We start from the raw sequence: 22,273 nt of genomic DNA on the forward strand, positions 1-22,273 counted from the left end.
GGACCTCGCTCCTCTCGCCCGCCCGGCGGAGCGCGGGATTCGGCGCCGAGACGGAGGCCGGGGGTAGCGGACGCCGGTGGACTGGAGGGACGCACCCGCCACCGACCTCGAGGTTCGACCATGCTCGGAGCACGCAGCCGGAGAACGTCCCCCGGCGCCCCCATCGGCATCGATCCGGCACGAAGCGCCGTACGGCTGACCGAGGTGACCAAGGAGTACGGCCGCGGCCCGTCCGCGGTCGTCGCGCTCGACCAGGTCAGTACCGGCATCGCCGCCGGCAGCTTCACCGCCGTCATGGGCCCCTCCGGCTCGGGGAAGAGCACCTTCCTGCACTGCGCCGCCGGGCTGGACCGGCCCACGTCCGGAACCGTCCAGCTCGGCGGCCAGGACCTGGGCGAACTGGACGAGACACAGCTGACACGGTTCCGTCGGACCCGGATCGGGTTCGTCTTCCAGGCGTTCAATCTGCTGCCCTCGCTCACCGTGGAGCAGAACATCACCCTGCCTCTGCGGCTGGCGGGGACCAGGACGGACCACGACTCGGTCGGGAGCGTCACGGCCGCGGTGGGGCTCGCGGGACTGCTCGGCCGCAGGCCCGCGCAGCTCTCCGGCGGACAGCAGCAGCGTGTCGCCATCGCCCGCGCCCTCATCACACGCCCCGAAGTCATCTTCGCGGACGAGCCGACCGGCGCGCTCGACCCGGACACGGCCGAGGACGTCCTCGCCCTGCTCCGGCAGGCGGTGACCGACCTCCACCAGACGGTGGTGATGGTCACCCATGATCCGGTCGCCGCCCAGCACACCGACCTGGTGGTCTTCCTGGCCGGCGGACGCGTGGCGGGCCGCGTGGACGCGCCCTCCGCCGCACAGGTCAAGAGCGTCATGACCGAACTGCGGAGGAACCACTGATGCTGCGCATCGCCCTCGCCACGCTGCGCGCCCGCGGCGGGGCCTTCGCCGCCACGTTCGCCGCCCTCCTGCTGGGCGCGGCCGTGATCAGCGCCTGCGGTGTGCTTCTCGAATCCGGGCTGCGCTCCACCCTGCCGCCCGAGCGGTACGCCAAGGCCCCGCTGATCGTCGCCGGCCGGCAGTCCGTCGACCTGGACGTGAAGTCGGCCGACGGATCCGACTACCGCAGTTCGCAGTCGCTGCCCGAACGGCCGCGGCTCGACGCCACCCTGGCCGGCGACCTCGCCACGGTGGACGGTGTCGCCTCCGTGGTGCCCGACCGCCGCGCCACGGTCCGCCTGCTGGACGGGGACCGCGCCGTGACGGGGGCCAACGGTGCCGTACCGCAGGCGCACACCTGGGAGAGCCGCGTCCTGGGCGGCTTCCGCCTCACCGAGGGACACCGTCCCAAGGGTGCCCGTCAGGTCGTGCTGGACGCCGATCTCGCGGACCGCGCCGGGCTCCGGACAGGCGACAGCGTACGGCTCATGACGGCGTCCACCCCCCTCACCTTCGAGGTGGCCGGACTAGTGAGCCTCGACGACGGCCGCTCCCCGCGGCAGTCGGTGCTGTTCGCCTCCGGGGCCGCGATGGAGCGGCTGGCCCCTCGGTCAGGTGCGTCCGTCGACGCCTTCGGCGTGTTCACCACACCCGGCACCCGGACCTCCGAAGTGGCCTCCAGGATCGAACGGCTGCCGGCGGGGCGGCACGCGGCCGTGTACACCGGCGAGGGACGCGGTGAGGCGGAGTTCACCGACATCGCGGCCGGTGCGGCCAACCTGGTGGAACTCGCCACCGCCATCGGCGGCAACGTCCTGCTCGTGGCCGTGTTCGTGCTGTGCGCCACCACCTCCCTGGCCGTCCGTCACCGCCGCCGGGAGATGGCCCTGCTGCGCGCCATCGGCACCACTCCGGGACAGCTGCACCGCATGATCACGGCGGAGTCCGCGGCCACCGGCCTGATCGCGGGCGTGCTCGGCTGTCCCCTCGGTGTCGGTGTCGTGTTCTGGCTGAGCGGTCAGTTCGCCGGGCGCGGCCTCGTCCCGCCCGACTTCCGGCCGGTCGTCGGTCCGCTCCCGTTCCTCGCCGCCGTGGCCGCCACCGTCCTCACCGCGGTCACCGCCGCCTTCGTCGCGGGCCGGCGGGCGGCCCGCGTCCGCCCCACCGAGGCGCTGCGCGAGGCGTCGGACGAGCCCGCGGGCATCGGCCGCGGCCGCCTGGTGACAGGCGGCCTCCTGCTCGCGACGGCCGTCGCCGTGCTGAGCCTCGGTCTCGGTTCCCGCACCGACTTCCTGACCCTGGTGGGACTGGCCAACTCCCTGGTCCTGCTGCTCGTGATCGCCGCCGCGGTGCTCGGCCCGCTGATCAGCCGCGCCGCGACGGCCCTCCTCACCCCGCTGCTCGTCCGGACCGGCGTCACCGGCCGGCTCGCGGCGGCGAACTCGCGCGCCGGCGCCGCCCGCACCGCGGCCGCCGTCACCCCGCTCGTCCTGGCGGTGTCCTTCGCCTCGACGGTCGTCTTCACCCAGACCACCCAACTGAGCCGGGCGGCCGACGAGATGCGCTCCGGGACGGTGGCCGATCACGTGCTGACCGCCCCCGCCGGCCTGCCGCCGGGCCTCGCCGCACGGGCCGCCGAGCTGCCCGGGGTGGCGGCCGCCACCGGTGTGGTCCGTTCCGAGGCCATCGGCGTGGGTTCGCTGCTCGGTGAGGAGGAGGCCGTCTCCCTGACCGCACAGGGGCTCCGGCCGTCGGCGCTGACCGCCACCGTCGATCTCGGCACCCGCGAGGGAGACCTGTCCGCCCTGGCACCGGACACCGTCGCCCTCAGCACGACGGCGGCCTCCTGGCTGGGCCTCGACGTCGGCGACCGGGCGCGGCTGTACCTCGGGGACGGCACGCCCTTCTCCGGTGAGGTGATCGCCGTGTACGGACGAGGGCTCGGCTTCGCCGACCTCACCTTCGACCACGACCTGCTGCTGTCGCACACCACGACGGGAGTCGACCAATCCGTGCTGATCCGGTCGGCGTCCGACGCCGCGGACACCGCGGCCCGGCTGACGGCTCTGGCGCGCGACTATCCGGGCACCACCGTGGGCGGAGCATTGGCGGTCGACGCCCAGGTCGAGGAGCAGCGCGCGCTGGCGTGGGTGAACTACGTGGTCGTCGGCCTGATCATCGCCTACACCGCTCTGACGGTCGTCAACACGCAGGCGATGAACACCGTGACCCGTCGACGCGAGTTCGCGCTGCTGAGGCTGACCGGCGGCAGCCGCTCGCAGGTGCGGGGGATGGTACGGCGCGAGAGCCTCACGGTGGCGGCCGTCGGCGGGGGCCTGGGGACGCTGCTCTCGGTCCCGCCGCTGGCCCTGGTCGCGTTGGCGCTGACCGGCGGTCCCTGGCCGACCGTGCCGGTGACGGGCTGGCTCGCGATCGTCGGGTCGACGGCGCTGCTGGCGGTGGCGGGCGCCATGGTGCCCACCCGGCTCATGCTCCGGGTGCGCCCGGTGGACGCCATCGGGACGAAGGAGTGACGCGGGGGTGGTGGAGCACCGGAGAGCCACCTGGCGGAGCAGGACGGGCCGCCGCCGTGCAGCTCCCGCACGACCCTGGGCGCGACCGACTCCGTCGCGTCCCTCACGGACTCGGCCCGCCGCTCGACGGACGCCTCGTCGATGTCGATGCCCACGTCGGTGTCGGTGTCGGTGACGGGCACGACGGGCAGGGCCGAGACGCTGCGGGCGGGGGCGGATCCGGCGAACGCGGGGACCCCCTCCCCGACGTCGGCCACAGCCCTCTTCCCGCAGGTGGCGCCGGACGGCCCGGCCACCTCGCCGCGCCGCCGACTGGATAAGGTCATGGCCATGTCGAACGAGCATCCGCCCGCCCACAACCCCTACGCCCAGCCCGCCGGGCAGTACGGCGGTGACCCCGCCGGGCAGGGCGGCCCCTACGGTCCGCCGGCCGCGATGCCGGGCGGCGCCTACCCGCCGCCGCCCGCACCCGGAGTCTTCGGGGCCACGCCGCCGCCCGCACCCGGAGTCTTCGGGGCCCCGCCGGCGGGCGCCCCGGCAGCACCGTACGGGGTCCCCGGCGCGTACGGCGTCCATCCCTACCCGCCCGCTCCGGCGCCCGTCATGCCCGGCTCGGTGCGCGGCGCCCAGATCGTGAGCTGGGTGATGGCGGGGCTGGCGCTGCTGATCGTCCTGGTGTGGGGGTTCGGCTCCGGCGCGGAGGCCGCCGGCCGGCTCATGGGCGCCAACCTGATGGGCTGGGTGCTGTTCTTCCTGTCGTTCCGGTACCCGACGGCCGGCAACGGGGTGCGGATCGCCTCGATCGCTCTGGCCTCCCTGCAGATCGCGATGTCGATCGGCGGGCTCGCCCAGGGCAACGGGGGTGGAGGGTTCCCGCTGATCGGCGCGATCGTCGTCGTGACCCTGCTCAACCAGCGCAGCGCGGTGCAGTGGTTCCAGCGCCCGCGCGACATGGTCGGCCCGTACGGTCGCTGACCGCGCACCGTCGGCAGGTGTGACGGCCGGGGCGGCGACGGAGAACCGGGTGCCGCTCAGCCGTCGGTCCGGGACTCCAGCGCGTACAGGACGGCGGCCATGTCCTCCCCGCCGTGACCCTGTTCGACCGTCTCGGCGTAGAGGGCGTGGCAGACGTCGAGCAGCGGGGAGGCCAGGTCCGCCTCGCGGGCGGCCTCCGCGATCAGCCGGTTGTTCTTGAGGACGTCCGCGGCCGCCGCCTGGACGGAGAACTCGCGCGCCAGCAGTTTGGGCGCCTTCGCACGGGAGACCGCGCTGGCCATCGGGCCGGCGTCCAGGACGTCCCGCAGCAGACGCCCGTCGACCCCGTGCCGGCCGGCGAAGTGGAAGGCCTCGGCCAGGCCGGTGACCAGGGTGATGAGGAACAGGTTCACCGAGAACTTCATCAGCAGCGCGCCCGGGACCTGCCCGCACGCGAACGTCTCGCGGCACAGCGGGGCGAGCACCGGGCGTACGGCCGCCACGGCGTCGTCCTCGCCCGCCAGCATGACCACCAGCTCCCCCTGCTCCGCCGGACCCCGGGAACCGGACACCGGCGCCTCGACGTAACGGCCGCCCGCGGCCCGGATGTCGTCCCGCAGGCCGCCGGAGTACTCGGGGGAGGTCGTGCCCATGTGGACGACGGTGTGTCCGGCGACGCGCGCGGCGAAGCCGGGGCTGCCGCGCCCGAGGACCGCGTCGACGGCGGTCTCGTCGGCCAGCATGAGGATCACCGTGCCGGCCCGGTCGAAGACCTCGGTGGGGCTCGCCGCGACCTCGGCGCCGGCGGCACGCAGGGGCGCGCAGCGGTCGGGGGTGCGGTTCCACACGGTGAGGGGCGTCCCGGCGCGGGCGAGGTTGAGGGCCATGGGCTGCCCCATGACCCCGAGGCCGAGAAAACCGACGTACGTCATGTGCTGCCTTTCCGGGACCTTCGCGCGCCCCGTGCCGAGGCGGAGCCAGTGCCGTCGCGGACCGACGACTATGACACCGGTCATGGTAGGCGAGTTCATGACCGGCGTCATAGGGTGGGAGTCGGTCAGTCGCGACAGGACACGGGGAGGTCGACGGTGGCGCCGTCCGAACGGGGGCCGCGCGAGCGGATGGTCTTCAGCGCGGCCCAGCTCATCCGGCGCGACGGCGTCGGCGCCACCGGCATGCGCGAGGTGGCCGCGCACGCGCGGGCACCGCGGGGCTCGCTCCAGCACTACTTCCCCGGTGGCAAGGAGCAGTTGGTCAACGAGGCGGTGGGCTGGGCCGGCCGTTACGCGGCCGGCCGAGTGGCCCGGTTCCTGGCCGTGCTGCCCGAGCCGACGCCGAGCGGGCTGTTCCGCGAGATGGTGCGTCAGTGGACCGACGAGTACGCGTCGGACGGGTTCGCGGGCGGCTGTCCCGTCGCCGCGGCCACGGTGGACTGCGCCGAGTCCGCCGAGTCCACCAGGGAAGCCGCCTCCGCGGCGTTCGCCACCTGGAACGGCGCCGTGGCCGAGGCGCTGGCCGGGATGGGAGTGCCGCCGGAGCGGGCCGCACCGCTGGCCACGCTCATGATCGGAGCGCTGGAGGGCGCCATCCTCATCGCCCGCGCCGAGCGGGACGTGCGGGCCCTGACGAGCGTCGCCCGCGAACTCGGCCCGCTGCTCGACGCCGCGGTGAACCACCAGGGCTGAACCCGGTGGCGCTACGGCCGCGTCCCCGCCGTGGCCGACGGCGGACCGGACGCGTCGCAACTCGGCGCCCTGGGCGCGTCCTCGGCGTGCCCGGTCAGCGCGCAGACCGTGCGCAACGCCACCTTCCAGACGTCGTCCTGCCGGACCGCCGCCCCCGGTCCGCCGGCGTCCAGCGGCAGGCCGTCGCGGGTGAGCGTGTAACCGACGGCGGCGTCCTGGGACGTCGTGTACGCCACGGAGGTCACCGTGGCGCGCAGCCGGCTGCCCAGTCGGTCGGCGAAGAGGTTCTCGATCATCAGGGAGTTCTGCGGGCCGTCCTCCACCACCCGGCTGCGGTCGTCGACGGAGGATTCCGGGTCGAAGAGGGTCTCCCACGCGGCCCGGATGTCCCGCTCGGCCCCTTCCGGGTCCTCGGGGGCGGTACCGGTGGGGGTGGGGGACGGAGCCGTGGGCGCCGCGGAACCGCCGGCCGTGGGCGGCGCCGTCGAGACGGTGGGCGGCGGTGCCGACGTCGTCCGCGCCGCGTCGTCGCCGGTGCCGCCGCCGTCACAGGCGCCGACGAGGACGAGAGCGGCGGCGGTGGCCGCCCAGCAGGCCGCACGTCGTGTCACAGGGGACATGGGCTCCCTCCGGTCTTCCTGGGGCAGCTCTACCCGCAACGCGCGAGAACATCCCGGCGGCGGCCCCGCGGACGGCTGCCGCGAGAGGGTGTGCACCCGTCCTCACGCCGCGCGGAAGAACGGCTGAGGGCCCTCGGCCGTACGGGAGAATCGCCTCCGGGGCGGTGCCTCGGCGGCGTGCGGACGGGCCCGCGGCCCCCCGGGACGTGAACGACCTCCACGGAGCGGCCGTATCCCTGGGCAGTCGTACGCCCAGGTCGCCGACGCGGCCGGGCCCAGTCCGGGACCGGAAGACGGAGAGGCACGTGCCACAGCAGTCGCGGCGAGCACACACCGGCCGCACCACCGCCACCATCACCGCCGCCCGCCTCGTGCGAGGCACCCCGGCCGCCGCCGTGCTGCGAGGTGCCGCACTCGTCGGCGGCCTGGCCCTCCTCTGCCTCGCCACGGCCTGCGGCGGCAGCGCCGACGAATCCGCGGACGAGCCGGCGCTGAACAGCGACCCGGCGAAGATCTCCGCCGCCCCCGCGGCCGGGGTCGTGGCCCCGGCGAAGGTCGAGGTGATCGCCGGCCTCACCGGCTGCCAGGCCGACATCCGCATCGAGGCCGACGAACTGCGCCAGGGCGCGTGCACCACCGAGGACGGTGGCTACCTCATCACCACGTTCCCGCAGGAGAGGCTCAAGGAGACCTGGCTGGACTCCGCGAGCGTGTACGGCGGCACGTACCTGGTGGGAACCCGATGGGTCGTCAGCGCCGAGCCCGAGACGCTGGAGAGGTTCCGCGGCAGGCTCGGCGGGACGATCCGGGAGTTGCGGGGCATCGGAGCGGAGCCCGGCGCGTCGTAGTGGCGGGTGCGGACCGGTCAGGCCCGCAGCGGATTGACGCGGGCCGCCGCCAGCAGGTACCAGGCGGTGGCGCCGGTGTGCCGGTAGGGGTAGTAGCCGAAGCCGAAACCGGTGTCGAGCGGGCTGCTCGCCGAGACGACACCGGAGCCGGCGGCCACCGGCCTGCCGCCCAGGGTCTGGTCGCGGCCGAGCTTGTCCTGCGCCCGCTCGACGGAGGCGAGCAGCCGCCGGGCGCGGGCCTCGTCACCCGGGGCGTGCCGCTCGCGCAGGGCGAGCGCCAGGTGGGCCGTGCCCTCGAACCACACCCCGTCGCGGTCCGGCCTGGGCTGCCCCTCGGCGATCGGGGCGTCCTCCTTCGCCAGCAGGCTCGCGGAGCTGAAGGTGACGCCCTCGTACGACTGGCCCGCGGGCACCGTGCTGTTGCGCCGGGCCGCCGTGTCGAGGACGGCCAGTTCGGTCCGCGCCCAGTCCAGTGAGCGGGAGTGCGCGCGGGAGGGGAGCGCCAGGTGGGTCCAGGTCTGCGTGTCCTCCGGGACCGGGGAGGTGTTGACCGTCACGCCGTCGTTGGTCCCGGTGTAGAAGAAGCCGCCGGACGGCTCCCACATGGTCGCGACGAAGGCCGCGGCCCGTGCCCGCCGCTCCCGCCACACCCGGTCCCCGGTGAGCCGCGCGAGCCGTCCGAACAGGCACACCAGGTCGGTGTTGTGCTCGGTCGAGCTGAACGGCAGCCGCTCGTCCGCCCCGTCGACGCCGAACCGGTAGCCGCCCAGGGGCTGGTCGGTGCGGCCGACGCGCTCGATCCACTCACCGATCCGCACGCAACCGTCGAGGAAGCGGGTCCGGCCGGTCCGCCTGGCGAGCGCGGCCAGCGCGATCCCGGCCCAGGCCATGTCGCCCACGGCGGTCCCCGTGAAGCCGAACTGCGTGCCGACGTTGGCCGTGCCGTCCGCCCGCACGAACCCGTCCGGCTGCGGTGAGCCGTCGTAGAAGGTGTAGGGCCCCACGTTGTACGCCTGCCGCAGCCGGCCGTCGTCGTACACGGGGTCGTGGTTCTGCGCGTACAGCAGCGCGTCTCCGAGAGCCACGGCACGGCTCAGGCCGTCCGCGCCGCCGGACGCGAGCGCCGCGAGGACGGCGAGGGCGTTGTCGTAGGTGAAGGCGGTGCTGAACAGACCCGCCTGATCGGTGTAGCTCTGTGCCAGCCGGAGGGGGCCGTGCCGCGGATAGGCGTCCATGGCGGCGGCGAGGAAGGCGTGAGCCCGGCGCTCCGGCGAAGCGGGCGCGTTCGCGTGGGCCACACCGGACCCACCCGCGGTGAGCACGGCGGCGCCGACGCCGAGTCCGGTCCCGATGAGCGCACGACGACTGAACGCCGGGCCTTGGCTGCCGGTCATGGATCTCCTCGTTGATGCGGGGGAGCGGGAACAGGTGCAGCGGGGGAGCGGGAGCAGGGACGCCTGGAGACGCACGCGAGCCGCGGGAGCGCTCTCGCCTACGCACCCGCCAACTTGAGAGCGCTCTCAAGCCGATGCGCGCTCATTCTGCTGTGGGGTACGGGCCGGGTCAACGCCTGCGCGGGGACGAGCGGTTCCGCGTTCAGGGACGACGCACCGGGCTCAACACCTCGGGCGGGACGACGTGTCGGGGAGGGGGCGCGCACGGTGCCGCGGCGCCCCGTCGGCACACCGACGCCGCGTCTGCGTCTCCCGACAGCCCGGCCGGGGGCTTGTTCGCCGTGGCTGTCGTGGCGCATGCTGCCTCCCGGCGGGCAGGGGATCGGTGAGCCGGGAGGCATGCGGTGGGCGGCGGCGTCGTGCGGGCGATGTGGGAGCGGTTCGAACTCGTGCATGACCTGGTCTACTTCGCCCCCGAGGCGCACCGGGCCGCCGAGGATCTCGGGATGCGCGGCTTCTGGATGGGCTACTTCGCCTTCCGTGCCGCGCCCCTCGGCCCCGTTCCGGCCTCCGTCGTCACCAGTTCCTTCTACGTCTTCCATCCCGACCGCGTGGCACGTGCCGTCCCCGACGCCTGGCGGTACGCCGATCCGGCCGACGTCCTCGCGGCGCGCGAGCGGGCCATGGACGCCGCGATGACCCGCGTCTTCGGAGCGGACACGGTCGGTTCCGCCGCGCTGGCCGAGGCGGCCGACCTCGCGTGGGACGCGGCGCAGGCGGCCGACACGGCCGGACGCGTCCTCGGCGCCGCCAACCAGGCCCTCCCGCGTCCGGCACAGCCGCACGTCAGGCTCTGGCAGGCGGTCACCACGCTGCGCGAACACCGCGGGGACGGACACATCGCCGTACTGGTCGGCCAGGGCCTCGGCCCGGTCGAGGCCATGGTGCTGAAGTGCGCGGCGGCGGAGTCGGACGAGGAACTGCTGCGGCAGACCCGCAAGTGGGACCTCAGGGCCTGGCGGACGGCACAGGCCGGGCTGCGCGACCGCGGTCTGCTCACCGACGACGGCCGGCTCACCCCCGCCGGGACGGCCGTCCGCGCGACCGTGGAGGCCGGGACGGATGCCGCGGCGGCCGCCCCCTGGGCGGCCCTGGGCCCCGACGCCACGGCCCGCCTCGGCGGCCTCCTCGCCCTGCTGGCCCGCACCGTCCGCGAGTCGGGCCTCATCCCGGACGGCAACCCGGTCGGGCTCCCCGCCGTCACGGAGGCGGACGAGCCGGAGGAGTAGGGGTGGGGGAGCGGGAGGGGAGTGCGCCTCTCCCCCTGGGCCTGCTCGGGACACTCCTCCCGGGCCTGCCTCGGGCCACTCCTCCGGGCCTGCCTCGGGGCAGCTTCCCGCCCGGTTCGTGTTCTCCCGGCGCGACGCCGCCCGCCCGCCTCAGTACCCTCCAGAGCATGCGGATCTCCGTCTCCTCCGACATGGACGAACCCGTGGCCCGCGCGCTCGTCGCGGAGCTGCGCGGACGCGGGCACGACGTGGTGCCGCACGGTGCGTTGCGGCCCGGTTCGGACCCGCAGTGGGCGGTGTGCTCGGAAGCGGCGGCCCGGGAGGTGTCCGACGGGACCTCGGAACAGGCCGTCGTGTGCTGCTGGACGGGCACGGGCGCGTCCATCGCCGCGAACAAGGTGCCGGGCGTCCGCGCGGCGCTGTGCACCGACGCCGGTACGGCCGCGGGCGCACGCCGCTGGAACGACGCGAACGTCCTCGCCCTCAGCCTGCGCCTCACCTCCGAGCCGCTGCTGAAGGAGATCCTCGACGCCTGGTTCGCCGCCGAGGCCAGCGAGGACGACGAGGACCGGGCGAACGTCCTGCACGTCGACGGCATCGCCCGGGGCGGCGACGGGACGATTTCCTGACGGCGCCGCCGGCGTGCGCCGACGGCCGGCCTCGGCACCCGCGCGGGGCCGGCATTCGGCCGGCACCGCCGTCCTGAGGGTCCGGTGTTCGCCTCGGCCCCAGGCCCGGGTCGTCCGAAGCGACCTCGACCGTTCTCGCCCGGTCGTGGACGTCACCCACCGCCTTCCCGGCCCGGCGGTGCGCGCCGCGGCCGTACGCCGGCGGATGGAGGACGCCCGGCTGCGCCACCACGACGGGATCCGCGTCCACGGAACCGGTCTCCCCGAGGTCGCCGACGACCGGGCCCGGGCCGGCTGACCCGGACACCGGGCAGGGCGCACGGGCCGGGGCGGACGGCGCAGGGGGAGGGGCAGGAGCGGGGCGGCCGTGCGCCCTGTCACGGCGCCGGTCCCGGTGCCTAGAGTGGTCGGCCCGCCCCGCGGCACGGACCGGCGGGGCGAACGCCACCTTGCGTGGTCACCGGCCGGCCCCGGCCCCGGCGGCCGTCCGGACCCGGCGCGGCTCCCGGGGCGACGGGTGCGAGGACCACCCGCGCGACAGGCACCACACCGTGACGCCGTTCGGGCCGCGCAGCCGGGCCAGCGGTACGAGCGCGCGTCGAGAGCCACTGGAGGCCGCTGTGTTCCGACCGTGCATCGCCCTGATCGCCGACCCCACGTCGCCCGAAGGCTGCCGCGACTACCTCGCCGACGCCGTGGAACAGCTCACCGGCACACCGCCGGTGCGGATCGACTCCCGCCACTTCGAGACCGAAACAACCGGAGTGACCACGGTGACCGGAGTGACCGGAGCAACCGCCGCGGCCCAAGCGACCGGAGTGGGCGGAGCAATCGCAGCGACCGGAGCCACCGGAGTCGCCGGACCCGGCGGAGCGACCGGTCGCGGCGTCGGCGACGGGGGCCGCTTACGCTTGCACGTCCCCCAAGAGGGGCTGGACTTCGTGCCGGACATCGTCGTGCTGTACGAGATCCCGCCGCACCGCCGCCGTGCCCTGGCCGGCTTCCAGGGACTCCTGGAACGCCATGACGTGGTCACGCTCGGCACCAACCCCGACGCCTGGCGGACCGCGACGGAGAAGAACCTCACCGTGGCACGCTTCCGCCGGGACGGCATCGCCCAGATGGAGACCGCCGTGCTGTCCCGCCCCACCGCCCGCGAGGCCGCCGAGGCGTTCGAGCGGCTCGGCGGCGACACCTGGGCGCGGCCCGTCGTCGGCACCGGCGGCAACGACACCTTCCACGTCACCACCCACGCCCGGCTTGAGGCGGCCACCGTCTACTACGCCGAACACGGCACCGACTGGATGCTCTCCCGCGACGCGGGCAACTTCACCGCCGACGGTCTGCGCCACCAGTTCCGTGTCTTCGTCCTCGGCGGACGCGTCGTGCACGCCCGTGAGCACCTCCAGCCCGCCGCCGACACGCCCTGCAACACCTGCCAGGGCGCCACGCCCGTCCACATCGCCCCGCCGGACCTGCCGCCCCGGCTCGCCGAACTCGCCGTAGCCGCCACCGCGTCGGTCGGCCTGCCCTTCGCCGGGGTCGACCTGGCCGTGGAGAACGGCGGCGTCGTCTTCGAGGTGAACGTGCAGCCCGCCTTCGTCGACGGCGAACTCGAGACCGTGGCCGTCCCCTACGTCCAGGCGCACCTGGACGCGTACCACGCCCGCGCGGCGAGCGGTCCTCGCGCGGCACGGCAGCCGCGCCTGACCCGGCCGATCGGAACCGGCCGCCGGGACTTCACCGCCCCGGCGTGAACCCGGTCGTCCGCCCTCGCCGACGGCCGCACTCCCGGCCGTCGGCGAGGGCGCCGACGGCATGCGGAACCCGGACCGCTACGCAGTCGGCAACCGCGCCAGCAGAAGGGTCACGTCGTCGTTGTGGCTCTCCGGGTCCGGCAGCAGACCCGCGAGCACCTGGTCGGCCGCCGTCTCCAGGCAAGGCGCTTCGGCGAACAACTCCTTTATCAGCAAGGACAGTTCATCGAGACGTAAGGCGATGTCGCTGCCCGGCGTCTCGATCAGGCCGTCCGTGTACAGCACCAGGGTGGCTCCCGGCGGTATCCGCGTGCGGGCCTGTTCGAACGGGACGGAGCCGACGCCCAGAGGCATGTTGACCGGGCAGTCGAGCGCCCGTACGCCACCGCCGACGTCGGCGACCAGGACGGGGAGATGGCCCGCCGAGCAGATCGTCACCGTGCCCGTTCTCGGGGTGATCACCAGATAGCAGCAGGTGACGAGCTGGTCGGGCACGTCCAGGTCGGCGACGCAGGTGTCCAGCGCCCGCATCAGCTGCCGCGGCTGCATGCCGGTCTTCGCCAGCGCGTGCGCGGCCGAACGGAGCTGGCCCATCACGGCGGCGGCCTCCAGCCCCCGCCCCATCACGTCGCCTATCAGCACACCCGCCCGGCCGGCGCCCAGCGGCACGAGGTCGAACCAGTCGCCGCCCACCCCGGCGCCCTGGGTGGCCGGCCGGTAGCGGCTGGCGGTGGCCAGACCGGGCAGCGCGGGCGGCGTCCCCATCAGGCTGCGCTGGAGGGTGAGGGCGATGTGCCGCTGCTGCTCGTACAACTCGGTCAGCTCGGCCTGGGCGCGTTTGCGGTCGCTGATGTCCCGCACGATCGCGCACGCCCCGACCACCGTGCCGTGGGTGTCCCGGGTCGGCCACAGGGTCACGTCCACGTCCAGGAGCGCACCGGTGCGGGTGACCCTGAGCGTCTCGAAGTGCTCGACCTTGTGGCCCCGTCGCAGCCGCCTCAGCAGGGCCCTGACCTCGCCGCGCAGCTCCGGCGGGGCCAGCAGGGAGACGTGCCGGCCGATGGCCTCGTCGGCGGTGTGGCCGTACAGGCGCTGCGCCGCCGCGTTCCAGTAGGTGATGTATCCGTCGAGGGTGTGGGCGAGGATGGCGTCCTGCGAGGACTCCACGAGGGCGGCCAGCTCGTTGATGCGGGCCTCGGCGGCCTTGCGGTCGGAGACGTCGCGGACCGCCGCCGACACGAGGAGCCCGTCGCCGGTCTCCAGCGGGCTCAGGCTGATCTCGACGGGGAACTCGGTGCCGTCCGCGCGCAGCCCGAGGAGTTCCAGTCCGGCGCCCATGGGCCGGACCTGGCGGTTGGCCGTGTACCCGCCGCGGTGCCCGGTGTGCTGGGCGCGGAAGCGGTGGGGCAGCAGCAACTCGACCGGGCGACCGAGGAGTTCCTCGCGGCGGTAGCCGAACAGGGCCTCGGTCTGGGCGTTGACGAGGCGAATGGTGCCCCGGTCGTCGACGATGACCATCGCGTCCGGCGCCGCCTCCAGCAGCCCCCGGAACCGCTCCTCCGCGGCACCCGGGATCTTCTCCGGCACGGGGGCGCGGCAGCCGTACCGTGGTTCCGCCGGTTGCGCCTGCACCAAGTCGGCCATGATCCACCTCACTTCGCGCGACGATTCAGGCCATCACAGCGCCTCCACCCCCTCCCCGCTCCGGTATGTCGCTTACTGACCGGTCACGCCCGAAGCCGGCCGATCGAGGTCCGGGTGTGGGCGGGGCGGGCCGCTTCCGCGGTGCTCCGCCGCCGGCCCGCCCGGGACGGCATGGTTTCTCGCCCGCGCGGCCGAGGAGGGAGGGACCCGTTCGATCAGGATTCGAGAAGCGCCGGGCCTCCCGCAGCACATAACGTGGGGGCGATGCCCGGCACGACGGACGGAGACAGTCGATGAGCCCCGCGAAGAGGACGGACACCAGGTCGTCCGCGACGCACGCCGCCGACACCCATGACGTGATCCGGGTGCACAGCGCGCGCGTGAACAACCTCAAGGACGTCAGCGTCGAGATCCCCAAGCGCCGGCTGACCGTGTTCACGGGGGTGTCCGGCTCGGGCAAGAGTTCGCTGGTCTTCAACACGATCGCCGCCGAGTCGCAGCGACTGATCAACGAGACGTACAGCGCCTTCGTGCAGGGCTTCATGCCCACGCTGGCGAGACCCGACGTCGACGTCCTCGAAGGGCTGACGACCGCGATCATCGTCGACCAGCAGCGGATGGGCGCCGACCCCCGCTCCACGGTCGGCACCGCCACCGATGCCAACGCGATGCTGCGGATCCTCTTCAGCCGGCTCGGCCGGCCGCACATCGGGCCGCCCAGCGCCTACTCCTTCAACACCGCCTCGGTGCGGGCCAGCGGCGGCATCACCGTCGAACGAGGCGCCAGGAAGACGGTGAAGGCGACCTACCACCGCACCGGCGGCATGTGCGTCCGCTGCGAGGGCCGGGGCACGGTCTCCGACATCGACCTCACCCAGCTCTACGACGACAGCAAGTCGCTCAACGAGGGCGCGCTCACGATCCCCGGCTACAGCATGGACGGCTGGTACGGCCGTATCTTCACCGGCTGCGGCTTCTTCGACCCGGACAAGCCGATCCGCGGGTACTCCGAGACCGAACTGCACGACCTCCTCCACAAGGAGCCGACCAAGATCAAGGTCGACGGCGTCAACCTGACGTACGAGGGCCTCATACCGAAGATCCAGAAGTCGATGCTCGCCAAGGACGTCGACGCGCTCCAGCCGCATGTGCGCGCGTTCGTCGAGCGGGCCATGACCTTCACCGTCTGCCCCGAGTGCGACGGGACCCGGCTCAGCGAGGGCGCCCGGTCGTCGAAGATCGAGGGGGTCAGCATCGCGGACGCCTGCGCGATGCAGATCACCGACCTGGCCCTGTGGATCCGCAAGCTCGACGAGCCGTCGGTGACGCCGCTGCTCACGGCGTTGGGGCAGACCCTCGACTCGTTCGCGGAGATCGGCCTCGGCTACCTCTCGCTCGACCGGCCGGCGGGCACCCTGTCGGGGGGCGAGGCCCAGCGCGTCAAGATGATCCGCCACCTCGGCTCCTCGCTCACGGACGTCACGTACGTCTTCGACGAGCCCACGGCGGGCCTGCACCCCCACGACATCCGGCGGATGAACGATCTGCTGCTGCGCCTGCGGGACAAGGGCAACACCGTGCTCGTCGTGGAGCACAAGCCGCAGACGATCGCGATCGCCGACCACGTCGTCGACCTCGGCCCCGGCGCGGGTACGGCGGGCGGCACCATCTGCTTCGAGGGCACGGTCGAGGGGCTGCGGGCCGCCGACACCGTCACCGGCCGCCACCTCGACGACCGGGCCGCCGTGAAGGAGTCCGTGCGCGAGCCCACCGGGGCGCTGGAGATCCGCGGCGCGAGGGCGCACAACCTCCAGGGCGTCGACGTGGACATCCCGCTCGGCGTGCTCGCCGTCGTCACCGGTGTCGCCGGCTCCGGCAAGAGTTCGCTCGTCCACGGGTCGATCCCCGCCGACGTGGGCGTGGTGTCCGTCGACCAGAGCCCGATCAGGGGTTCGCGGCGGTCCAACCCGGCGACGTACACCGGACTGCTCGACCCGATCCGCAAGGCGTTCGCCAAGGCCAACGGCGTGAAGCCGGCCCTGTTCAGCGCCAACTCCGAGGGCGCCTGCCCCGCCTGCAACGGCGCCGGTGTCGTCTACACCGACCTGGCGATGATGGCCGGCGTGGCCACCACCTGCGAGGACTGCGAGGGCAAGCGGTTCCAGGCGGCGGTGCTCGACCACCACCTCGGTGGCCGGGACATCAGCGAGGTGCTCGCGATGCCGGTGGCCGAGGCCGAGGAGTTCTTCGGCTCCGGTGAGGCGCACACCCCCGCCGCGCAGCGCGTCCTCGGCCGGCTCGCCGACGTCGGACTCGGCTATCTCACCCTCGGGCAGCCGCTCACCACGCTGTCCGGCGGCGAGCGGCAGCGGCTCAAACTGGCCACCCACATGGGCGACAAGGGCGGCAGCCGATCCGTCTTCGTGCTCGACGAACCGACCACCGGCCTGCACCTCGCGGACGTGGAGCAGTTGCTCGGCCTGCTCGACCGGCTGGTCGACTCCGGCAGGTCGGTCGTCGTCGTCGAACACCACCTGGCGGTCATGGCGCACGCCGACTGGATCATCGACCTCGGCCCCGGCGCCGGACACGACGGCGGCCGGATCGTCTTCGAGGGCACCCCGGCCGAACTCGTCGCCGCCCGCTCCACCGTCACCGGCGAGCACCTGGCGGCGTACGTCGGCGCCTGACGGGCCGCGCCGCCGATGCCTGGGAGCGGTGACGCCTCCTGACGCATCGGTGCCGCCGCGGCGCGGCTGACCGCTGCGGCCGTCGTCCGGGTACGCCCGCTATCCGGGAACCTCGCCGAGGTCGCCCTCGACGGCGGGCGGACGGTGATGGTCCAGCACGGCGACCCCGCGCGGTGCGGGCCGAGGCGGCCGCACCGGCCGGCCGACGGACAGCTCGGGGCGCCGCGCACCCGGGTCACCCGAGGCCGGCTCGGCGCCCGCCTCCACCCGCTCCGGGCGGGACGTCAGCGCCTCGGCCACGGGCAGGCGGTCGGCGTGCGTCCGTTCGTGGGCGAGCAGTCCTCCACCTCTTCGGTGGACAGCGACCGCACGCGACTTTCCAGACCGTCGACGGGCAGGTGGTCGTGGTCGGGCAGGGGCGGCGTGCCACGGCCGTCGTCGGCCTTGCGCCGTGGGTCCCACTCCGTTCGCGCTGCGCGACGTCCTGGAGGGGCGGGGCCCGTGCGGGGGACCGGGCTCAGTGGCCGCCCAGTCCGCCCCCGCCGAACGAACCGCTGCTGCCCGAACTCCAGCGCGGCCGGGACTTCGACGTACTGGGACGCGTCCGCATGTTGGTCAGTTCGTACGGCGTGAGGGCGCGTCCGCCCTTCGGGGTCCGCGGTACCTCGTCGGGCTCCCGGATCTCCCGGACCTCGTGCACCGGCCCCTCCGGGGGCAGGTGCGGCTGATCCTCGGGGCGCGGCCGGGGCAGCTCCCGCTCCTTCACGCGCGCGCCCAGCCAGAAGCTGCCGCCCAGCAGGGCCAGCAGGACGACACCGACCATGAACATGCCCATGCTGAGCAGGCCGCTCGTGGCGGCCAACTGCGTGCTTGCGCTAGTCATATCGGCTGAATACCCCTCAAATGGGGCGTGAACCGTCTTGCGGGCCCTCGTCGCTCCGCACGCCCGGTCACCGCGCCGCGGGTGCGAGGCCGTCGCGCTGCCGTGGCCGGCCGTTGCGCTGGGCGGATCGGCGCTGAGCGCCGCGCTGCTGTGCCAGGTGGCCGCGCTGCCGTGTCAGGCCGCGCTGCAAGGCCAGGTGGCAGGGTGGCCGCGCTGGGCCACCGGCGGTAGCGGCACCGGTGGCCGCGCCGTAGCGCCGGGTGCCGGGCCGGCCGGGCTCCCTCTCTCCGCGAGGTCCCTTGCGCCGCCGGCCGCGCTCCGCGCGGATCCCGGCGTGGCCCGCATGCTGCCCGCCCCGCTCCCCGCATGCTGCCCGCCTCGTTCCCCGCCGGAGGCAAGGGCTTCGGCAAGGGCTTCAAGGACTTCTCCGGGCCAAGGACGCCTTCGGCTGCCGACGCCTCCCTGCCGGGTTTGGCGCGGCCCGCCGCGGCTACCCGCGCTGTGTGACTTCGACGACATCCCAACAGGAACTCTTCCGGTTCCTGGAGGACCGCTTCGCATGTGCCCAGGCGTGCACAGAGTGTGCGCGGGTCTGCGCGCTGCGCGCGAGCCTCGTGGATCCGGGGGGAACGGAACAGCAGGAACTCGTACGACGCAAGGGGATCATGTGCGCGGAGGTCTGTGACGCGACCTGCCGGGTGCTGTCCGAGGACAACCGGGTGGACGAGGCCGGTATCCGCGTCCAGGTGGAATGGTGCCGGACCGTCTGCCTGGAGACCGCGCACGTCTTCGACCGGCACCCCGGCGCCGAGGACGGTGCCGCCGTCTGCCGCGCCTGCGCCCAGGCCTGCACCGACTTCCTCAAGACGCTGGAGTGAGGTGGTGACCGTCATCGCCGGGTCGGTGACCGGCATTCCCAATTACTGAAACACGTTCTACGGTGTGCGCCGTCAGGAGACCGGCCTTGGGAAGCCAGGAGGCGCCGTGCACCTCGACCACACGCCCGAGCAGCTGCGGCTGCGCACCGAACTGCGCGCCTACTTCGCCGAGCTGGTTCCGGACAACGCCTACGCCCGGCACGCCGACCCCGTCGCCGCGAAGCGCTTCTACCGCGAGACCATCCGCAGGCTCGGCGCGGACGGCTGGCTGGGCGTCGGCTGGCCGAAGGAGTACGGCGGGCGCGGACTCACGCCGATCGAGCAGTTCGTCTTCTTCGACGAGGCCGCCCAGGCCGGCGTGCCCCTGCCGCTGATGGCGCTCAACACCGTCGGTCCGACGATCATGCGCTATGGAACGGACGAGCAGAAGGCGTACTTCCTGCCGAGGATCCTCGCCGGCGAGATCGACTTCGCCATCGGCTACAGCGAACCCGACGCGGGCACCGACCTCGCCGCCCTGAGGACGCGCGCGGTGCGGGACGACGGGGGCACCTCCCGCTCGGGCGAAGCCGAGAGTGGGGGAGAGTACGTCGTCAACGGCCAGAAGATCTGGACGACCAACGGCGACACCGCCGACTGGGTGTGGCTCGCGGTGCGCACCGACCCCGACGCCCCGCCCCACAAGGGCATCACCATGCTCCTCGTGCCGACCAGCGACCCCGGCTACTCCTGCACGCTCATCCGCACCCTCGCCTCGCACGACACCACCGCCAGCCACTACGAGAACGTGCGGGTCCCCGTCTCCCGCCGGGTCGGCGCCGAGAACGAGGGCTGGCGGCTGATCACCAACCAGCTCAACCACGAGCGCGTGACACTCGCCGCGCACGGCACCATGGCCATCCGCGCCCTGCACGACGTCCAGCGCTGGGCGACCGGCACCAAGCTCGCCGACGGCCGACGCGTCGTCGACCTGCCCTGGGTCCGCCGCCTCCTCGCCCGCACCCACGTGAGGCTCGACGCCCTCAAGCTCCTCAACTGGCAGATGGTGGGCGCCCTCCAGGACGGCACCCTGACCCCGCAGGACGCCTCGGCCGTCAAGGTCTACGGTTCCGAGGCCCGCCGGGACGCCTACGCCTGGCTGATGGAGGTCGTCGCCGCCCCCGCGGCGCTCCAGGAGGGCTCGGCCGGCGCCGTCCTGCACGGCGAACTCGAACGCGGCTACCGCTCCGCCGTGATCTTCACCTTCGGCGGCGGCAACAACGAGATCCAGCGGGAGATCATCTCCTGGATCGGCCTGGGGATGCCCCGGGTGCGGCGTTGACCCGCGGGGGACCGCCGTAGTGGGGGCCGCGACCGTCGACGGCTCCACGCACACCGGCACGGCCGGCGGGCTCAGCGGCTCCGGCACAGCGGAGGCGACCGGGCCGCGCGCCTGGCGTGGTGCCGCGGCCGCTCGCGTCGCCGGACGGGTCAGCGGGGCTCGCGGACCACGGCGACTCCTCCCGGGGGGACGGTGACGGTTCCGGTGACCGGTGTGCCGGTGAGGAGTTCGACGCCTTCGGCACGGACTTCGGCGCCCTTGCCGGTGTGGTCGATGAGGAACAGGTAGTCGGCCCGCGCGCCGCGGCGCCGGACGACCTCGATCCCGGCCGGTACGTCATGCTCCGGTGTGACACCGGCCTCCTGACGGATGCGGTGGAGCAGGGCGGCGAGGGTGTCCCGGTCGGGGTGGGTGCCCAGATACCAGGCGGTGCCGTCGCCGTGCCGGTGACGGGTGACGGCGGGGTGGCCGGCCAGTGGGCCGTCGGCGTGGGAGGCGACGGCCCGCGCGCCGGTGAGCCGGATGCGTTCCGACCAGAGATCGGCCGTGGCGCCCGGCGCCACGTCGCCGGCCAGGCCGGTCGTCTCGCCCGGCAGCAGCGGGAACAGCTCGTCGGTGACCACGCCGAGCACATCGCGGAACGCGCCGGGGTAGCCGCCCAGGTACACATGGGCGTTCTCGTCGACCATGCCGCTGTGGAAACCGACGGCCAGCGTGCCCCCACGTTCGGCGAACCGGGCGAGGTTCGCCGAGGCCGCCTCCGTGACCAGGTACAGCGAGGGTGCCAGGACGAGCCGGTAGCGGTCGAGCCGGGGGTCGTCGGGGCGTACGAAGTCGACGGCGATCCCGGCCCGCCACAGCGGGGTGTACCAGTCCCGCACCAGGTCCTGGTAACGCAGCTCGCCGCTGGGCTGGGAGGGCAGTTCCAGTGCCCAGCGGGCGTTCCAGTCCCACACGATCGCCACCTGCGCCGTACTGGCGGAATCCCGCACTTCGGCCAACGACCTCAGGTCGGCGCCCAGTTGGACGACGTCCCGCCAGATCTGGCTGTCGGTGCCGGCGTGCGGCAGCATCGCCGAGTGCCACTGCTCGGCGCCCGCCTTCGCCGCCCGCCACTGGAAGAAGGCGATGCCGTCGGCACCGTGGGCGAGGTGCGCGAGCGCGTTGCGGCGCATCTCCCCGGGCAGCTTGGCCCGGTTGACGGGCTGCCAGTTGACGGCGCCGGTCGAGTGCTCCATGAGGAACCACGGGCCGCCCGCGAGCGAGCGCATCAGGTCGCCGTGGAGGGCGATGTCGACCTCGGCCTCCGGGTCGTCGGACAGCAGGTAGTGGTCGTTGGAGAGGATGTCCAGCTCCGGCGCCCAGCGCCAGTAATCGAGGGCGTCGATGGTGCGCAGGACCAGGAAGTTGGTGGTGGCGGGGGTGTCCGGAGCGGCCCGGCGCAGGACCTCGCGTTCGGCGGTGCACAAGGAGAGCAGTTCGTCGGAGCAGAAGCGGCGCCAGTCGAGCTGGTGGGTGGGGTTCGGGGGGGCCGATGTGGTGCGGGGCGGCAGGATCAGGTCCCACGAGTGGTACCACTGGCTCCAGAAGGCAGTGCCCCAGGCGTGGTTGAGGGCTTCCAGGTCGTCGTCGTAGCGGGCGCGCAGCCAGGTGCGGAAGGCGGCGGCACTGGTGTCGCAGTAGCAGGCGTCGTTGTGGCAGCCGTACTCGTTGTGCACGTGCCACATGGCGACGGCCGGGTGGTCGGCGTAGCGCTCGGCGAGCGCCCCGGCGATGCGCAGCGCGGCCCGGCGGTAGGCGGGGCTGCTCGGGCAGAACGTCTGCCGGCTGCCGTACGACAGTCGGCGGCCGTCCCGGTCGACCGGCAGCGCTTCCGGGTGCCGGTGGAAGAACCAGGCCGGCGGGGCCGCCGTCGGTGTCGCCAGGTCGGCGGCGATGCCGTTCTCCTGGAGCAGGTCGAGGATCTTGTCCATACGGGTGAAGTCGTGGACGCCCTCGGCCGGTTCGAGCAGGGCCCAGGAGAAGATGCCGACGCTGACCATGGTCACCCCGGCCTCGCGCATCAGGCGCATGTCCTCGGCCCAGACCTCCTCGGGCCACTGCTCGGGGTTGTAGTCACCGCCGTAGGCGATGCCAGGAATGCGGAGACGGCGTGCGGTACTCACTGGTGGTGCTCCG

General features: G+C 73.8%; 19 protein-coding genes. 12 read left to right on the top strand and 7 right to left on the bottom strand.

Translation table 11 applies throughout. From position 1 onward, the window contains the following. The first annotated feature begins 120 nt into the window (after positions 1–120). The 3 genes from ACFYO5_RS08725 to ACFYO5_RS08735 all read left to right on the top strand — a co-directional run bounded on the left by ACFYO5_RS08725 (position 121) and on the right by ACFYO5_RS08735 (position 4,457). Complete coding sequence (locus tag ACFYO5_RS08725) at positions 121–909, top strand: ABC transporter ATP-binding protein (protein ID WP_388705838.1); 789 nt, start codon at positions 121–123, stop codon at positions 907–909. Continuing rightward, positions 909–3,482, top strand: coding sequence for an FtsX-like permease family protein (locus ACFYO5_RS08730; protein ID WP_388705840.1), 2,574 nt, complete (start codon positions 909–911; stop codon positions 3,480–3,482). The genes ACFYO5_RS08725 and ACFYO5_RS08730 overlap by 1 nt, the downstream gene beginning before the upstream one ends. 141 nt (positions 3,483–3,623) lie before the next feature. After that, a complete protein-coding gene (locus tag ACFYO5_RS08735; RefSeq protein WP_388705843.1) occupies positions 3,624–4,457 on the top strand; it encodes a hypothetical protein in 834 nt (277 codons plus the stop codon). A 56-nt stretch (positions 4,458–4,513) separates the two neighbouring features. Here the strand turns inward: ACFYO5_RS08735 and ACFYO5_RS08740 are convergent, their stop codons facing one another. Next, positions 4,514–5,389, bottom strand: coding sequence for an NAD(P)-dependent oxidoreductase (locus ACFYO5_RS08740; protein WP_388707149.1), 876 nt, complete (start codon positions 5,387–5,389; stop codon positions 4,514–4,516). Positions 5,390–5,578: 189 nt separating this feature from the next. Here ACFYO5_RS08740 and ACFYO5_RS08745 point away from each other — a divergent pair, with 189 nt between their 5' ends. Continuing rightward, entirely contained in the window at positions 5,579–6,142 is a 564-nt protein-coding gene (locus tag ACFYO5_RS08745; protein ID WP_388707152.1) for a TetR/AcrR family transcriptional regulator, read from the top strand. An 11-nt stretch (positions 6,143–6,153) separates the two neighbouring features. Here the strand turns inward: ACFYO5_RS08745 and ACFYO5_RS08750 are convergent, their stop codons facing one another. Beyond that, complete coding sequence (locus tag ACFYO5_RS08750; protein ID WP_388705845.1) at positions 6,154–6,762, bottom strand: hypothetical protein; 609 nt, start codon at positions 6,760–6,762, stop codon at positions 6,154–6,156. A gap of 305 nt (positions 6,763–7,067) precedes the next feature. Here ACFYO5_RS08750 and ACFYO5_RS08755 point away from each other — a divergent pair, with 305 nt between their 5' ends. Beyond that, positions 7,068–7,610, top strand: coding sequence for a hypothetical protein (locus ACFYO5_RS08755; protein ID WP_388705847.1), 543 nt, complete (start codon positions 7,068–7,070; stop codon positions 7,608–7,610). A 17-nt stretch (positions 7,611–7,627) separates the two neighbouring features. Here ACFYO5_RS08755 and ACFYO5_RS08760 read toward each other — a convergent pair whose 3' ends face one another. After that, positions 7,628–9,004 carry a Tat pathway signal sequence domain protein gene (locus ACFYO5_RS08760; RefSeq protein ID WP_388705850.1) on the bottom strand — a complete coding sequence of 459 codons (1,377 nt, stop codon included), beginning with the start codon at positions 9,002–9,004 and terminating at the stop codon, positions 7,628–7,630. 404 nt (positions 9,005–9,408) lie between these two features. On the opposite strand from ACFYO5_RS08760, the gene ACFYO5_RS08765 reads away from it, so the two are divergent. The 4 genes from ACFYO5_RS08765 (at position 9,409) to ACFYO5_RS08780 (ending at position 12,679) form a co-directional block, all read left to right on the top strand. Next, on the top strand, positions 9,409–10,293 hold the full coding sequence (locus ACFYO5_RS08765; protein WP_388705853.1) for a hypothetical protein: 885 nt from the start codon (positions 9,409–9,411) through the stop codon (positions 10,291–10,293). A gap of 167 nt (positions 10,294–10,460) precedes the next feature. Next, entirely contained in the window at positions 10,461–10,922 is a 462-nt protein-coding gene (locus tag ACFYO5_RS08770; RefSeq protein WP_388705856.1) for an RpiB/LacA/LacB family sugar-phosphate isomerase, read from the top strand. Positions 10,923–11,067: 145 nt separating this feature from the next. Then, positions 11,068–11,220, top strand: a complete 153-nt coding sequence (locus ACFYO5_RS08775; protein WP_388705859.1) for a hypothetical protein — start codon at positions 11,068–11,070, stop codon at positions 11,218–11,220. A 322-nt stretch (positions 11,221–11,542) separates the two neighbouring features. Continuing rightward, positions 11,543–12,679: a RimK family alpha-L-glutamate ligase gene (locus ACFYO5_RS08780; protein WP_388705861.1), complete on the top strand. Its 1,137-nt coding sequence runs from the start codon at positions 11,543–11,545 to the stop codon at positions 12,677–12,679. A gap of 78 nt (positions 12,680–12,757) precedes the next feature. Here the strand turns inward: ACFYO5_RS08780 and ACFYO5_RS08785 are convergent, their stop codons facing one another. After that, on the bottom strand, positions 12,758–14,323 hold the full coding sequence (locus tag ACFYO5_RS08785) for a PAS domain S-box protein (RefSeq protein WP_388705863.1): 1,566 nt from the start codon (positions 14,321–14,323) through the stop codon (positions 12,758–12,760). Between the two features lie 293 nt (positions 14,324–14,616). Here ACFYO5_RS08785 and ACFYO5_RS08790 point away from each other — a divergent pair, with 293 nt between their 5' ends. After that, positions 14,617–17,013: an ATP-binding cassette domain-containing protein gene (locus ACFYO5_RS08790; RefSeq protein ID WP_388705866.1), complete on the top strand. Its 2,397-nt coding sequence runs from the start codon at positions 14,617–14,619 to the stop codon at positions 17,011–17,013. 99 nt (positions 17,014–17,112) lie between these two features. Here ACFYO5_RS08790 and ACFYO5_RS08795 read toward each other — a convergent pair whose 3' ends face one another. Then, positions 17,113–17,313, bottom strand: a complete 201-nt coding sequence (locus ACFYO5_RS08795; RefSeq protein ID WP_388705869.1) for a hypothetical protein — start codon at positions 17,311–17,313, stop codon at positions 17,113–17,115. A gap of 217 nt (positions 17,314–17,530) precedes the next feature. Next, positions 17,531–17,896 carry a DUF6479 family protein gene (locus ACFYO5_RS08800; RefSeq protein WP_388705872.1) on the bottom strand — a complete coding sequence of 122 codons (366 nt, stop codon included), beginning with the start codon at positions 17,894–17,896 and terminating at the stop codon, positions 17,531–17,533. A gap of 503 nt (positions 17,897–18,399) precedes the next feature. Between ACFYO5_RS08800 and ACFYO5_RS08805 the strand changes: the two genes are divergently transcribed. Both ACFYO5_RS08805 and ACFYO5_RS08810 read left to right on the top strand, forming a co-directional pair. Continuing rightward, entirely contained in the window at positions 18,400–18,774 is a 375-nt protein-coding gene (locus ACFYO5_RS08805) for a ferredoxin (protein WP_388705875.1), read from the top strand. Positions 18,775–18,880: 106 nt separating this feature from the next. Continuing rightward, entirely contained in the window at positions 18,881–20,095 is a 1,215-nt protein-coding gene (locus ACFYO5_RS08810; protein WP_388705877.1) for an acyl-CoA dehydrogenase family protein, read from the top strand. 149 nt (positions 20,096–20,244) lie between these two features. Here the strand turns inward: ACFYO5_RS08810 and ACFYO5_RS08815 are convergent, their stop codons facing one another. Further along, positions 20,245–22,260: a beta-galactosidase gene (locus ACFYO5_RS08815; RefSeq protein WP_388705880.1), complete on the bottom strand. Its 2,016-nt coding sequence runs from the start codon at positions 22,258–22,260 to the stop codon at positions 20,245–20,247. Positions 22,261–22,273 lie beyond the last annotated feature (13 nt).

Source organism: Streptomyces sp. NPDC006259, from assembly GCF_042870975.1.
Lineage (GTDB): Bacteria > Actinomycetota > Actinomycetes > Streptomycetales > Streptomycetaceae > Streptomyces.